Source organism: Catenuloplanes sp. NPDC051500 (assembly GCF_044454585.1).
Lineage (GTDB): Bacteria > Actinomycetota > Actinomycetes > Mycobacteriales > Micromonosporaceae > Catenuloplanes.
Map to the genome: position 1 here is coordinate 1 of NZ_JBITDX010000029.1, position 13,932 is coordinate 13,932.

At 71.8% G+C, this 13,932-nt stretch carries 9 protein-coding genes; 6 read left to right on the forward strand and 3 right to left on the reverse strand.

Annotated features, from left to right (window positions below; translation table 11 throughout):
- Nucleotides 1–1,261 precede the first annotated feature (1,261 nt).
- The 3 genes from ACIA8K_RS36450 (at nucleotide 1,262) to ACIA8K_RS36460 (ending at nucleotide 5,653) form a co-directional block, all read left to right on the forward strand.
- Nucleotides 1,262–1,927: a helix-hairpin-helix domain-containing protein gene (locus ACIA8K_RS36450; protein WP_396067850.1), complete on the forward strand. Its 666-nt coding sequence runs from the start codon at nucleotides 1,262–1,264 to the stop codon at nucleotides 1,925–1,927.
- A complete protein-coding gene (locus ACIA8K_RS36455) occupies nucleotides 1,924–2,922 on the forward strand; it encodes an OmpA family protein (RefSeq protein WP_396067852.1) in 999 nt (332 codons plus the stop codon). Before ACIA8K_RS36450 ends, ACIA8K_RS36455 begins: the two co-directional genes overlap by 4 nt.
- Before the next feature lie 85 nt (nucleotides 2,923–3,007).
- Nucleotides 3,008–5,653 carry an alpha/beta hydrolase family protein gene (locus ACIA8K_RS36460; protein ID WP_396067854.1) on the forward strand — a complete coding sequence of 882 codons (2,646 nt, stop codon included), beginning with the start codon at nucleotides 3,008–3,010 and terminating at the stop codon, nucleotides 5,651–5,653.
- 169 nt (nucleotides 5,654–5,822) lie between these two features.
- Here the strand turns inward: ACIA8K_RS36460 and ACIA8K_RS36465 are convergent, their stop codons facing one another.
- Nucleotides 5,823–6,707 carry a LysR family transcriptional regulator gene (locus ACIA8K_RS36465; protein WP_396067856.1) on the reverse strand — a complete coding sequence of 295 codons (885 nt, stop codon included), beginning with the start codon at nucleotides 6,705–6,707 and terminating at the stop codon, nucleotides 5,823–5,825.
- An 85-nt stretch (nucleotides 6,708–6,792) separates the two neighbouring features.
- Between ACIA8K_RS36465 and ACIA8K_RS36470 the strand changes: the two genes are divergently transcribed.
- Nucleotides 6,793–7,437: a bifunctional 4-hydroxy-2-oxoglutarate aldolase/2-dehydro-3-deoxy-phosphogluconate aldolase gene (locus ACIA8K_RS36470; protein ID WP_396067858.1), complete on the forward strand. Its 645-nt coding sequence runs from the start codon at nucleotides 6,793–6,795 to the stop codon at nucleotides 7,435–7,437.
- A 188-nt stretch (nucleotides 7,438–7,625) separates the two neighbouring features.
- On the opposite strand, the gene ACIA8K_RS36475 is transcribed toward ACIA8K_RS36470, so the two are convergent.
- On the reverse strand, nucleotides 7,626–9,368 hold the full coding sequence (locus ACIA8K_RS36475) for a heparinase II/III family protein (protein WP_396067860.1): 1,743 nt from the start codon (nucleotides 9,366–9,368) through the stop codon (nucleotides 7,626–7,628).
- A gap of 144 nt (nucleotides 9,369–9,512) precedes the next feature.
- Between ACIA8K_RS36475 and ACIA8K_RS36480 the strand changes: the two genes are divergently transcribed.
- Nucleotides 9,513–10,481 (forward strand): chemotaxis protein CheB, encoded by a 969-nt coding sequence (locus tag ACIA8K_RS36480; protein ID WP_396067862.1) that lies wholly within the window; start codon nucleotides 9,513–9,515, stop codon nucleotides 10,479–10,481.
- On the opposite strand, the gene ACIA8K_RS36485 is transcribed toward ACIA8K_RS36480, so the two are convergent.
- Nucleotides 10,467–11,573, reverse strand: a complete 1,107-nt coding sequence (locus ACIA8K_RS36485; RefSeq protein ID WP_396067864.1) for a sigma-70 family RNA polymerase sigma factor — start codon at nucleotides 11,571–11,573, stop codon at nucleotides 10,467–10,469. The genes ACIA8K_RS36480 and ACIA8K_RS36485 overlap by 15 nt on opposite strands.
- A 148-nt stretch (nucleotides 11,574–11,721) precedes the next feature.
- On the opposite strand from ACIA8K_RS36485, the gene ACIA8K_RS36490 reads away from it, so the two are divergent.
- On the forward strand, nucleotides 11,722–13,932 hold the full coding sequence (locus tag ACIA8K_RS36490; protein ID WP_396067866.1) for a catalase: 2,211 nt from the start codon (nucleotides 11,722–11,724) through the stop codon (nucleotides 13,930–13,932).

A 13,932-nucleotide genomic window follows, 5' to 3' on the forward strand; every position in this document is an offset into this window, starting at 1 on the left:
CGTTCGTCCTGAGCCAGGATCAAACTCTCCAACGAAATCTAGAGAAAATCTGTCCCGGCAGTTAATCAAAACTGCCAAAGGAATCCCACCAGAAAACAATCAGACCCCGAAGAATCCGAAAGCCCTGGCCGGGTATCAATCATAATTGGCACTGGCTTTTCAAGCACCCTGTTGAGTTCTCAAAGAACAACCACACACCGCACCGTGATCGGCTAAGCCGTACCCCGGCGTGGGGTATTTCGTTCGTTTCGCTCCGGCGTTTCCCCCGGCGCTTCAATTACTTTATCCGGTCGTTTTCGCCCCGTCAAATCCGCGTTCCGTTCGGAACTGCCGATTCTTTCGAAAAGCAACGCCCGGATTTCCCCATGCGAACGCGCACCATTGCTGGCGTTTGTTTGCTTAGGAAGATCCCGCAGACCGGCCTACGACCTGAACCCAGATCGTCTCGCCCGGCTCCTGCCGACTGACTTACTCTACCCGGTCGGTTTCGCAACCCCAAATCCGGGTCCCCCGGATCCGGTCGCACCACCCGGTTGCCCCAGTTCCGTACCCCCAGCGGCTTTCGCCCTGTTCGTCCGGTTCCCCGTGGCGAAGAGAAAGGTACGCCGCGGCCGCTGCGTCGCGCAAATCAGCCTCCACCAATGATTCGGGACGCTGAGTGATCGCCACGTTACGCGAGAAGTCTTTCCAATAAACGCGAATATCCATATAGGATACGCGCGGTTCTCCGGACGGCCGCCGGAACCACTCCTTTCCATACCATTCCGCATCGGTGATCCGATGCGGTTCTTCAGCGTGTTTCTGGAGGTCAGCAGTGTCCTGGTTCATCATTCAATCGCTGCTCATAATCCTCGCGACATTCGTTGTGGGATTCGTTGCGGGCCGCCTCTCCCACATTCCGCGCCGCGCGGAGAAGCCCGCCCCCACCGTGGCCCCCGCAGCCGCCTCCGCACCTTCACCCGCCGAGAAGCCCGCCCCCGCGGCGGGCCCGGCGGCCGTCCCCGCGCTCGTTTCCGCCGAGAAGCCCGCCCCCGCGGCGGCCGTCCCGGCACCCGCCCCCACCAAGAAGCTGGTCGAGAAGCCCTTCGCACAGCCCGGCCAGCCTGTCGCCGGCCCCATCGCGGCGCCCGCAAAAGAGCCTGTAGACGAGCCCGTGGTCACGCCCGCGGCAAAGCGAGTCGCCGAGTCGGTGGCAAAGCCCGGGGCCGCGTCCACGGCGGAGCCCGTCGCCACGCCCGCAGCAGAGGCCGTCGCTACTCCCGTGACAGAACCTGTCGCCACGCCCGTGGCCGCATCCGCGGCAGAGCCCGTCGCCACGCCTGTGACAGAGACGGACGACGAGTTGGAGCGGATCGAGGGCATCGGCATCGCCATGGCGAACGCGCTGCGCGCCGCTGGCATCCGCACGTTCGCGCAGCTCGCGGCTGTGGACGACGCCACCAAGCTGTCCGCGATCAAGGCTGCCGGGCTGTCCTTCGCGCCGAGTCTCACCACCTGGAGCCGTCAGGCCCAGCTGCTCGCGGACGGCGACGAGGCCGGATTCCAGGTCCTGACGGAGCGGCTAATCGCCGGCCGCCCCGAGAAGCCGGCGGCCGACGCCACCCCGCAGACCGCACCCGCCCGTCCGTCCACCTCCACCGGCAAGCCCGGCAGGACCGACAGGAGCGCCGGTAGCGACAGGAACGATAGGATCGATAGGAGCGCCGGTTCCGACAGGAGCACCGGTCCCGACCGGAGCGGCACAAGCACCGGTCCAGGCAGGAGCGGAAGGAGCGCCGATACAGACAGGACCGGAAGAACTCCGGCCACCAACGACGCCCCGAGGACGGACGAGACCGTCGAGACAGGTGCCACAGACCCGGCAGTCTCCGCTGCACCAGTCTCCGCCCCGGCCCAGCAGGACACGACCGCCGGGAGCGTCCGATGACCCAGCGCCGCCGTCTCCTGCTCGTCTGGTTGATCTCCGTCATCGGGTTGACCGCCCTCGTCGCATTGCAGCTGGTCCCGAATCGGCACCGGATGGAGGACGACCTGACCAGCCGCTCTTCCCGCGCTCTCGCGGCAGCGGGCGCGCAGTCGGTCGAGGTCTCGTTCACCGGCCGTGACGGCGTCCTGCACGTCGCGGACGAGGCGACCGCCACCCGGGCCCGCACGATCGTCGCCGCGCTGGACGGTGTCCGCACCGTCCGTACCCTCGTGGATCCGGTGGTGGAGGCGCCCGCACCGCCGCCCAGGCTGCTGCCGTCGCTGCTCGCCACCGTGGCGGACGGGCGCGTCGCGCTCACCGGGACCGTGCCCGGCGACGCGCACCGGGCCGCGCTGCACAGCGCCGCCGCCTCCCGTTTCGCCACAGTCGACGACCGGGTCACCATCGGCGATGTCACAGACGAGGATCTTCCGGCGGTCGCGGCGCTGCTCGGGGCGTTGCCCAGGACCGCGGCGGATCTTCAGGTGCGGATGGAGAGCGACGTGCTCACGCTGAGCGGCACGGCCGCGTCCGAGCTGGAGTGGGCAGCGCTGACCACCGCGGCCCACCGCACCGGGCTCACCGTGGTCGACGCGCTGTCGGTCGCGGACCTCGACGCGCAGCTCGCGGACGTACCCCCGCTGATGTTTCAGTCGGACAGCTCTCGGCTGTCGCCGCAGGCGCGGCGGAATCTGTGGCGTGCGGCAGGTCTGCTGCACGCGAACCCGAGCGCGTCGTTCCGCGTCGAGGGCTACACGGACTCGCTTGAGGCCGGCGGTGAGGCGCTCGGCGCCGAGCGCGCGGCCGCGGTCCGCGATGTGCTCGCGGAGTTCGGCATAGATCAGGACCGGATGACCATCGAGGGGTACGCCCCCGGCGCGCCGAACGGCACCGATGCGGAACGCGCCCGGCAGCGACACGCCGAGCTGGTGGTGACAGGCAGGTCAGGCCCATGATCGGTACGGGCCGGGCGGGCTCCACCACCCGGCCCGGCACGGTGATGCATGCGAATATTCACCTCGATGGGCTAGAACGTCAGTCATGCGAAGAACACTTGTGACTGCCGCGCTCGCCGCGGTTCTGGTGGCCGGATCGGGCGTTCCCGCCTGGTCCGCACCCTCGCCGCGATCCCTCGACACCGGGTGGTCGACCGAGGGTGCGCAGCTGGTCTGGCGGTCCGCCGCGCCGGTTCCGATCGGTGACGCCGTGGTCGAGTTCTGGGCCGGGGACCGCCCGCTCGGCCGCCCGGTCCAGACCGATCTGCGGACGTTCCGGCTGGATCGGGGTGCGGGTGTCCCGGTCTCCGCGCTGTCCGTGCGGGCCGGCGGGCGGCGGCTTGACGCGCCACCGCCCGCGCGCAGGAAGGCCGCGGCCGAGGTGGCGGTGCCGGCCGCGCTGCCCGCGAACGAGGTCGACCCCGGCGTCAAGGGCCCGTACCGGACGGTCCGCGGCGCCTACCAGCTGCCCGGCGTCACGCTGCCGCGGCTTCCGGCGCCGGTCGAGATGCTCGCGGAGGTGGTCTCGCCGGTCGGCGCGCCCGGCAGGCGGCCGCTCGCGCTGTTCCTGCACGGCCGGCACCTGTGGTGTTACCAGCCGGGCAGCGACGACTTCTTCTTCGAGTGGCCGTGCGCGGACGGCAGCGTGCCGATCCCGAGCCAGCTGGGATATCTGCAGGCCCAGGAGCTGCTGGCGTCGCAGGGCTACGTCACGGTGTCGATCGCGGCGAACGGGATCAGCGCCCAGGACAACGAGGTCGACGAGTACGGCGCGGACGCCCGCTCGCTGCTGATCCGGCGGCACCTGTCGCTGTGGGCGGACTGGGCGCGCGACCGGGCGGGCGCGCCGGCGATAGTGCGCTCCTCACCCGTACCCGATATGTCCAAGGTCTTTCTGATGGGTCACTCGCGCGGCGGCGAAGGGGTGAACCGGGCCGCGACCGACTCGCTGAGCCCGCCGCCCGGCGACACGATCAAGACCCGCTGGTCCATCCGCGGCGTGCTGCACATCGGCCCGACGATCTTCGGCCAGAACCCGGCGCCGGACGTGCCGTCCGTGACGATCCTGCCCGGCTGCGACGGCGACGTGGCCGACCTGCAGGGCCAGATGTTCGCGGATGCCACCCGCGGCGTCAGCTCCGGGCGGGCGCTGCACAGCGTGCTCTTCGTGGTCGGCGCGAACCACAACTACTTCAACACCGAGTGGACGCCGGGACAGGCCGCGGCGCCCGCCGGTGACGACTTCCCGTTCGAGGACGACGCGGTCTGCGGGCCGTCCGCGCCGACCCGGCTCACCGCGGCCCAGCAGCAGGCCATGGGCGCCACCTACATCGCGGCCGCGGCCCGGCTCTTCGTCGCCGGCGACGACCGGGTGCGCCCGCTGCTTGACGGCACCGGCCGCCGGGCGCCGTCCGCCGGCCCGGCGCGCGTGCTCAGCCACGCGGTCGGCGGCGCGCGCACGCCCGTGCTGCTGCCCGGCCCGGCGCTCGCCACGTCCGGCGGCGCGCGGGTCTGCGACCAGATCACCCGGGACCGCGCGGCCGCCTGCTACCTCTTCCGGCCGTATATCTGGTCGCCGCACTTCGCGGTCTTCCGGGAACTGCCCGACGAGCCCGGCCGGCACGCGGTCCGCTACGACTGGACCTCGCCCGGCACCCCGATGACGGTCACGCTCCCCGCACCGGCGCCGCTTGGCTCGTCCCGTGAGCTGGCGCTGCGACTGGCCGTACCGGAGAACAGCCCGGCCACCACCTTCGGCGTGACGGCCGTGGACTCGGCCGGCCGCCGCACCGCGCTCGGCGACGTCACGCTCAGCGGTCTGCCGGCCGACAGGCTCAGTGCGGCGATCTGGGCGCAGGAGGTCAGGGTGCCGCGCCACGGCGTCCGCGACGTGGCGAGCCTGGTCCTGACGCCGCGCGCCGCGACCGGCACCGCGTGGCTTATCGACGCGTGGGGCCTGTCGCCCGGCACGCCGGATCCGCGGCCCGCGCGCCTGCCCCGGGTGGACATCGGCGGGCTGGTCGTGGACGAGGGCGACTCGGGCGAGCAGACGTATCAGATCCCGGTGGACATCACCGGCGACGCGTCCGCCCGGATCCGGCTGTCGGTGGTCCAGCCGGACGGTGTGAGCAGCGTCAGCTGGGTCGCGGACATCGTGCCCGGTCAGCGCCGGATCGACGTGCCGGTCACGGTGCGCGGCGACACGTTCTACCGGGAGCGGCCCGAGCACATCGAGGTGCTTGCGAAGGCGGAACGCGGCGTGACGATCGGCGACTACGTCGGCACCACCGACGTCCGCAACGATGATCCGCAGCCCACGCTCTCGGTGGCGCCGATCGCGGACCGGGTCGCCGAAGGGGCGGCGCTGACGTGGCGGTTCACGGTGTCCGCACCGGCCGAGGACACCCTGTACCTGTTCGGGCTCTGGGCGGAGCCGCCGGCCGCCGGGGCGGAGCTGTCCAGCGCGGACGTCGATCCGCGATGGCTTCGCGACACCTTCGGCCTGGAGCCGGACCCGGCGAGGCCGCTGTCGGACTTCCTCGGCTGCACGCTCGAGTTCCCACCCGGCGCGACGACCGCGGACTTCTCCATCCCGACCGTGGCGGACGGCGTGGCGGAGCCGGACGAGGTGGTGACGCTGCACATCTACGGCGCGGACCTGCCGGCGTTGACCGGCACGGTCACGGACTGACCGGCACCCGAGCGGTCCGACGGCCGTAACGGATTGCGCGGCCGTCAGACCCGGCGCTGCTTCTCACCATCGACCCGCGCCAAGATCAAGATCTACAGGCTGCTTTCCCACTCTGTGGGTGGTCGCGGCCCGCACGCTCCCGCGGGCACCGGTACCGCGGGAGCCGGGCTCACCACCCCTGGCGGGCCTCCATTTCCGCACCGGGGTTCACCGCCGCCCGCGCCTGGGCCGCCTCTCGGGCGGTGCGGACGAAGGCAGCCACCGCCGGTGAGCGCGAGGCGGCGAGCCAGGCCACCGCGAGCGTCGCGGGCGGCAGGTCCGGCATGTGCCGGTAGGCGATGTGCGGCCGCGGGAAGCGGTGCGCGACCCAGGCCGGCGGGAACCAGACCACGGTCCCCATCTCCACCAGGTTGAACAGTTGCGCGAGGTCTTTGACCTGCTCGGACGGTGGGGTCACGTCCGCGCTCTCCGCCGGTGAGCCGTTCGGCAGGCGCCGCCCGGCCAGGTCGGACGGCCGGAGCGCGGTCCGTGCCGCCAGCGGGTCCGCGGCCGGCAGCGCCACCACCCGTGGGCCGGTCACCAGCGCCTCGCTGTCCACGTCCCGCTCGTCGAACGGCGCCAGCACAAGCGCCACGTCGGCCCGGCCGTCGTGCAGCGCGCGCACCTGGTCTCCCGGCCCGCCGAGCACCAGCTCGATCGGGAGCATGTCGTAGACGTTCACGATCGCCGGGAGCAGTCCCGCGTCGAAGTCGGCCTTGAGCGCGACCCGCAGCGTCGGGTCCCGCTGTCCGGCCCGCCGGGTCCGCAGCGCGGTCGCGGCGACCGCGTCGAGCGCGTCACGGGCGCCGGCCAGCAGCGTCTCCCCGGCCGGTGTGAGCGCGACCTGCCGGGTCGTACGGATCAGCAGCTGCACGCCGAGCTGCCGTTCGAGGTCACGGATCGCTTTGGACAACGGTGGCTGCGCCATGCCGAGCCGGGCGGCGGCCCGTCCGAAGTGCAGCTCCTCCGCCACCGCGACGAAGTAGCGCAGCTGCCGGGTCTCCAGCTCACTCATACCGCCAGAGTATCGATCCCGCCGTGGCACCCAATATCGGCTATATCGCCTTTTATTAGTATTTAGAGTGACTGGAGGAGGTGTCATGGCGGTACGCAGGCCCGGCGGCGGGATCCAGCAGCCGCTGCCGTCGGCCGCGCAGGTGCTCGACCGGGTGCTCGACGGCCGCCCGCTGCTCGCCCTGCTCCGCAACCTCCCGATCGCCCGGACCGTCGCGCTCGCCGAGGCCGTCTGGGACACCGGCCTCGGCACCGTGGCGGTCCCGCTGCACGCTCCCTCCTCCCGGGAGGCGCTCGCCGCCGTCGCCCGCCTCGCGGCCGAGCGGGGCGAGGTCCCGGCCGCCGCCGGGGTGCTCACGCCCGACCTCGTCCCGATCGCGAAGCAGGCAGGCGCCGCGATCACGCTGGCCCCCGGCTTCGACCTGGACGTACTTCGCGTCAGCCTCGCCGCCGGCCTCCCGCACATCCCGGGCGCGGCCACCGCGACCGAGATCCAGCACGCCTACCGCGCCGGCTGCCGCTGGCTCAGCATCTTTCCCGCCGCCCCGCTCGGCGCCGACTGGCTCCGTGACCTGCACGAGTCGTTCCCCGGCCTCTCCCTGATCGCCACCGGCGGCGTCACCTCGGCCAACGCGGCCGACTTCCGCCTGGCCGGCGCCCGCTGCCTCGGCGTCGACAACGCCCTCCTCGCCCCGGGCGGCCTGGCCGCCGTGGTCGCCGCCCTCGGCTGAGCCTCCGCGCGGCACAAAGCCGCCGCCCCAGCCCAAGCCGCCGCTTTAGCGCACATCGGCGCCTCACCCGAGCGGCCGCCCCAGCGGAAGCCGCCGCCTGAGCGCACATCAGCGCCTCAGCGCAAACCGGCGCCCCAGCCCAAGCCGACGCCTCAGCCCACTCCGACTCCTCAGCGCAAGCCGACGCGTCAGCGTGCCGTGAAGTGGACGGTGACGACGCCGGTAGGGCCCGGGTCGATCACCTCGAGCGTGAGCAGGGAGAGGTGGTCGCCCCAGATCGCGTGAAGCAGCGGGTCGGTCAGCGGGAGCTCCTCGGTGTCCGCGCGGACGTCGCCGGGCAGCGTCATCGTCAGCAGCGTCCCGGAATGCGGCCGGGTCAGCAGGCGCAGGCGGATGCGGTCCGGCCGATGGTCGAGGTGCCAGGCGTCGGTGAGCGTGACGGCGTCGTCCGCGACGGTGAACGTACGGCGCAGGGAGAGCAGGCCGGCCTCCGGCGGGTACGCGGCGGCCAGGTCAAGCGCGAACACCGTACCGTCGAAGGTCACGTCGCGGGCGCGGAAGTCCGGCCCGGGGGCCTGCTCGTGGCCGTCGATCTCGGGCACGCTGTGGAACGCGGAGCGGGTGAACCAGGCCCGGTACCGGTGCGGCCCGAAGCTGTCCCGGTCGTAGACGCCGGTGCCCGCGTCCACGATCACCGGCTCGCCGTGCACGGCAAGTACGAAGCTGCCGACGTCGTTGTGGTTGTGCGGCTCGTCGTTGTGGCCGGCCTTCGCGATCAGATGCAGCGCGCCGGCGCGGACGGACGCGACCTGCGTCTCGGCCAGCCACTGCACCTGCGGGGCGGGGAATTCGGCCGGCGGGGCGTCGCGCCAGACCGGGTCGGTCAGCGCGGCGATCGCGCGGCCCATCGGGCTCGGCAGCGTGGTCAGCGGTCCGGCGCCCCGGGACGCGCGGGCGAACGCGGTGATCTCGTCGTCGCCGACCGCGCGGCCGTACCGGTACAGCAGCGCGGGTGACAGGTGGTCCTTGCCGGAGCCGTCCGGCACGCGGGCGTTGCCGTCGCCGAAGCTGGCGCTCCACCCGCCGCCGAGATGCGCGGTGAGCGGGAACCGGCCGATCCCGCGGATCAGCGGATCAGCCCAGATCTCCGGGGGTACGCCGAGCAGCTCCAACGCCTCGAAGAGCCGGGCTCCGGAGTGCCACCAGTAGGAGATGCCCTCGGGACAGCCGCCGTCCCCTGGCACGCCGTCGAGGTAGGCGTCCAGGCTGCGCACCGCCAGCTCCAGCACCGGCCCCGGGTCCCCGTCGGTGAGCAGCGCCGCCGCGATCACGTTGTTCGTGATCCACGGGTTCCAGTTCATCGCCGCGCCGAACCAGAAGTACGACGTCCCGTCCGTGCGGTACGGCTCCAGCACCCGGCGGTGGATCTCCCGCTCGACCCGGGCCGCGACGCCCGGCACCTCGGCGAACACGTCCGCGTGCAGGCGCAGGATCCAGGCGAGCGTGGCGGCGGTCTCGGCCGCGAACAGGTCGAGGTGCGGCCGCTCCGGGTCGGGCACCACCCGGTCCGGGCCGTCGTGCGCGGGCAGGCACCAGGTCGTCTCCTCGGCCAGCAGCCAGACGCCGTCCAGCAGTTCGTCCGCGTACCGGCCGGGTGTCCGGGTCAGCGCGAGCGCGAGCGCGGTGGCGTGCAGGCGGCGACGGCGGGCGAAGTACTGATCCTCCCAGGCGACCCGGCTGCCGTCGCGCAGGTAGGCGCGCCAGTGCGTGAGCGTCGGCTGCGGCCAGGGCTGACCCAGCGTCTCGTCCGCCACGGCGACGATCGCGTCCCGGGTCGGGCCGGGGACCTCGGCGAACGCGGCGTGGTCGACTGTCGCGGCCGGGACGAGCAGGCCGGCGTCGAGTGCGGTGCTCAGCAGGCGGGTGCGCATGGCGGCTGAAGCTAGCATCGGCGACGCCCGCGGACGATCGTCCGTTCACAGCCGAACAGAGGCGTCCGCACCCGACAACCGCACGAACGGCCCGGCCCGGCGGTGAGCACGCATGGACGGGCCCTCACCCGGGTATCCATCCGGATGGCCCATCGTGATGTCGTAGTCGTCGGAGCCTCCGCCGGCGGGGTGGAGGCGTTGCGGGCGCTCGTCCGGGGTCTCCCCGCCGATCTGCCCGCCGCGGTCCTGATCGTGTTGCACATACCTCGTGGCACACCAAGTGCGCTCCCGGTCATCCTCACCCGGGCCGGCCCGCTGACCGCCACGGCGGCCGTGGACGGCGAGCGGATCCTGCCGGGCCACATCTACGTCGCGCCCACAGATCATCACCTGTTGCTGCTCGGTGACCGGGTGCGGCTCAGCCACGGCCCGGCGGAGAACGGCCATCGGCCCGCGGTCTGCCCGCTCTTCCGGTCCGTGGCCCGGTCGGCCGGACGGCGCGCGATCGGCGTGATCCTGTCCGGGGCACGGGCGGACGGCGCGGACGGCGCGTACGACCTCGCACGGCGCGGCGGTCTCGTGGTGACGCAGGATCCGGCGGACGCGCTCTTCCCGTCGATGCCGGAGGCGGTCGCCGACCGGCTCACCCCCGACCACGTGGTGCCCGCTGCCGAGATGGGCGCGCTGCTTGCCGAGCTGACGACCGTACCCCTGCCGGAAGGTCCCGATGTGGCTGTTGATCCCCGCTTGGACGACGAGGTCGCGATCAGTGCGCTCAGCGCGCGGACCACAGACGAGACGGCCGGGGCGGTACCGGCCGGGTTCGGCTGCCCGGACTGCGGCGGCAGTCTGTTCCAGCTCTCCGACGAGCCGATCCCGCACTACCGCTGCCGTATCGGGCACGCCTGGTCACCGGAGAACCTGATCGACGAGCAGGCGGTCGCGACCGAGGGCGCGCTCTGGACCGCGTTGCGCGCGCTTGAGGAGAAGTCCGCGCTGAGCCGCCGGATGGCCAAGCGGCTCAACGCCGACAACTACCAGCGCAGCGCGGACGACGCGGACAATGCGATCACGCTGATCCGCCAGCTGCTGGACCGCCTAGCGAAGCAGTGACCCCAGACCGGTCGCGGTGATCAACTGGGCCAGATGTGGGGCCACGCCGGTGAGGCGCAGGTGCGTGCCACGGCTTGTCGCGGTGTCCCGCACGGTGACAAGCGCGCGCAGGCCGGCCGCGTCGATCGTCGGCACGCCGGAGAGGTCCACCACAAGCAGGGTGGGCCGGCCGGCGCAGAGCGCGGAGAGCAGCCGGATCCGCAGTTCGCCTGCGTTGTCCCGGTCGACCTCGCCGCGGACCCGTGCGATCCGCTCGCGCCCGGTACCTGTGTAGAGCTCGATCCGCACGCCCGGCTCGTCGTTCTCGCCCGGCCAGGCCGGCACGACGTCGGTGAGCATCGCGGTGCGCAGCCAGGTCAGCGCGCGGCTGAGCAGCCGGGACACCTGCATCTGGGAGATGCCGAAGCGTTCCGCGATCTCGCTCTGGCTCTGGTTGCCCCAGTAGCGCAGCGCGAGCATCTGGCGGTCCCGCTGCGGCATGCGCAGCAGCAGGCTCCCCACTGTGGTCAGGTCGTCGACCGCGGCCAGGTCCGGGTCGAGCCCGCCGAGCAGGTCGCCGATCTCGGTGTCGTCGTCCGCCGACACCTGCCGGTTGAGCGACATCGCGGAGTAGCCGGCAAGCGAGGTGCGGGCCTGCAGCACGTCGGCCTCGGACGCGCGCACTGCCTCGGCGATCTCCGCGTCGGTCGGCGGCCGGTGCAGGCGGGTGGTCAGCTCGTCAGTGGCACGCCGGACCTCGAGGCCGAGGTCCTGGAGGCGGCGGGGCACGTGCACGCCCCAGGTGTGATCCCGGAAGTGACGGCGCAGCTCGCCCCGGATGGTGACGACAGCGAACGCGGTGAACGAGCCCCGGTCGGCCTCGTACCTGTCGACGGTCTTGACCAGGCCGATCCGGGCGACCTGCTCCAGGTCCTCCGCGGGTTCGCCCCGGCCGGCGTATCGACCGGCGAGACGGCCGGCGAGCGGCAGCCCGATCCGGACGAAGTCCTCTCTCAGCCGGGCGGCCACGGCGGGCTCCGCTTCGGCGCTGGCTCGGACGAATTCATCCGCGCAGACGTCCAGGTCCGGCTCGACACTACTGAATCCGGACATATCAGCACCTCATCCCACCATGGAGCCGAACCGGCCTAAGTGAAGACCCTTCCCTGAGTAATCCGGATGAAACAGGAAGTCACCCCGTTTGTCGGCGCAGCGCCCGGGTACCCGGTCCCGACCGCTCTGACCTGGAGGATCTCACCGCATGGAAGCACGAAAGATCGTGGACGCAGTCAAGGACGCCGTGACCGGCCACACCGTGCCCGGGGCACCCGGCAGTGGCACACCGGAGATCGCCGAGCCGACCGCGCCGCACGATCCGCTGCCGCCAAAGCCGGATCAGGGGAGCCCCGAGCAGCGGACCGCCACCGGCGCGACCGACGGTGACCGGACGCAGCAGGGCGCGCACCTGACCACCTCGACCGGCACCCGGCTGCGCGACACCGACCACTCGCTGAAGGCGGGCCCGCGCGGGCCGGTCCTGCTGCAGGACCACCACTTCCGCGAAAAGATGATGCACTTCGACCACGAGCGCATCCCGGAGCGGGTGGTGCACGCCCGGGGCAGCTCGGCGCACGGCACGTTCACCGCGTACGGCACCGCCGAGGCGATCACCAGGGCTGGCTTCCTGAAGAAGGACGTGGAGACGCAGGTCTTCGTCAGGTTCTCCACAGTGCTCGGGTCGCGCGGCTCGGCCGACACCGTGCGGGACACCCGCGGCTTCGCCGTCAAGTTCTACACCGACGAGGGCAACTTCGACCTGGTCGGCAACAACATCCCGGTGTTCTTCATCCAGGACGCGATCAAGTTCCCGGACATCATCCACGCGGCCAAGCCGCACCCGGACCGGGAGATCCCGCAGGCGCAGAGCGCGCACGACACGTTCTGGGACTTCGTCTCCCTGCACACCGAGGCGCAGCACCACACGATCTGGAACATGTCGGACCGGGGGATCCCGCGGTCGTACCGGACGATGGAGGGCTTCGGCGTCCACACGTTCCGCCTGGTCAACGCGGAGGGTGGGACAGTGCTTGTCAAGTTCCACTGGAAGCCGAAACTTGGCACGCACGGGCTGGTCTGGGAGGAGGCTCAGCTGATCAGCGGCGTCGACCCGGACTTCCACCGCCGGGACCTGTACGACGCGATCGAGGCCGGCGCGTACCCGGAGTGGGAACTGGGGGTGCAGGTCTTCGAGGACACGCCGGACGAGACGTTCGCCGGGATCGACCTGCTCGACCCGACCAAGATCGTGCCGGAGGAGCTGGCCGAGGTGCAGCCGATCGGCCGCCTCGTCCTGAACCGGAACCCGACGAACTTCTTCGCCGAGTCCGAGCAGGTCGCATTCCACCTGGGAAACCTGCCGCCCGGCATCGACGTGACGAACGACCCGCTGCTGCAGGGCCGGCTCTTCTCCTACCTGGACACGCAGCTGACCCGGCTGGGCGGGCCGAACTTCAACCACATCCCGGTCAACCGCCCGCACGCGCCCGTCAACGACATGCTCCGGGACGGCTTCCACCAGCACGCGGTGCACGCGGGCGTGGCGCCGTACCGGCCGAACTCGCTTGACGGCGGCAACCCGTTCACCGACCCGGTGGACGGATTCGAGGACCTGCCGGTCCGGGTGGCCGAGGCGCCGAAGATCCGGGCGAACCCGGTCTCGTTCAACGACCACTTCTCCCAGGTACGCCTCTTCTGGCTGAGCATGTCGCCGGTGGAGAAGGAGCACATCGTCAACGCGTACACGTTCGAGCTGGCCAAGTGCTACGAGCAGGCGGTCAAGGAGCGCCAGCTGCAGTGCCTCGCCAACATCGACCCGGACCTGTGCGCGCAGGTCGCAGCAGGTCTCGGCCTGCCCGCCCCGGCCGCTCAGGTGGAGCCGGCCGAGGTGACGCCCAGCCCGGCGCTCTCCATGATCGACGGCGTGTACCCGCCGGACGGCCGGATCGTCGGCATCGTGGTCGGCCCGGACGGCGCGGACGGCGCCGGCACGGTTCGCGAGGCGGTCTTCGCGGCCGGGATGCTGCCGCTGATCATCGCCCCGTCCGGTGGGAAGGCCGGCGGCCTGGACGTGCAGCGCACGTTCGCCACCGCCCGGTCCGTCGAGTTCGACGCGATCCTGGTGGCCGAGTCGGTCGCGCCCGGCGCGGACGCGCTCCCGGTCCGCGACGCCAAGGCGGCCGCATCGGGCAGTCTCACCGTCGACCCGCGCCTGTTGCTGCTTGTCGAGGAGGCGTGGCGGCACGCGAAGCCGGTCGGTGCCTGGGGCGGCGGCGCGTCAGTGCTCCAGCAGGCGGGCATCGAGAAGACCCCTGGCGTGTTCGTGGCCGATTCCGGCACCGAGGCGTTCGGGACGCTGCAGGGTCTGATCGGCGCCCACCGCGTCTGGGACCGCTTCCCGGCCACACTTGTCTAG